Origin of the sequence: Corallococcus sp. CA053C (assembly GCF_003611675.1) — a bacterium.
Taxonomy (GTDB): Bacteria; Myxococcota; Myxococcia; order Myxococcales; family Myxococcaceae; genus Corallococcus.
Window position 1 is genome coordinate 1 of sequence record NZ_RAWA01000896.1, and the last position, 429, is coordinate 429.

The following is a 429-nucleotide window of genomic DNA, read 5'->3' on the forward strand; positions in this document are numbered from 1 at the left end:
GCTTATTGCAGGGCAGCCGCGATACTACGCATGTATTGAGGGTCGCTCAGGCCGATGCGTGGCCGTTGGGCAAGACATCGATGTGGATGCCGTTCATCTCGGGCGCCGTCGCCTCCAGCGCGGGCGAAGCCGTGATCGTTGTGTCGGCGGGAATATTTGCACGGGTCCCGACCGGGCGCTTTGCAGCGGTCTTCGCCGGGGTGCTGGCCGGACTCTTTGCAACACGCCTGGCCTTCGTCTCGACCTTCGGCTTGGCCGTTGTAGCCGCTTTCGCTTTGACGTCGGGTTTAGCCGCGGACTTCCTGGTTTTAGCCCGTTTCTCGGCTTCCTTCTGCGCCTTGCGCTCGGCCTTTTTTGCTTCCTTGGCCTTCAGCCGCGCCCGCTCTTCCCGCGCCTCGGCGCGTTTCTTCTTGCGCTTCTTTTCGCAAG

At 62.7% G+C, this 429-nt stretch carries 1 pseudogene; it reads right to left on the bottom strand.

Annotation, left to right across the window (positions count from 1 at the left end):
- Positions 1-46: 46 nt before the first annotated feature.
- Positions 47-429: pseudogene (locus D7V97_RS45600) on the bottom strand (hypothetical protein); the annotation flags it as partial.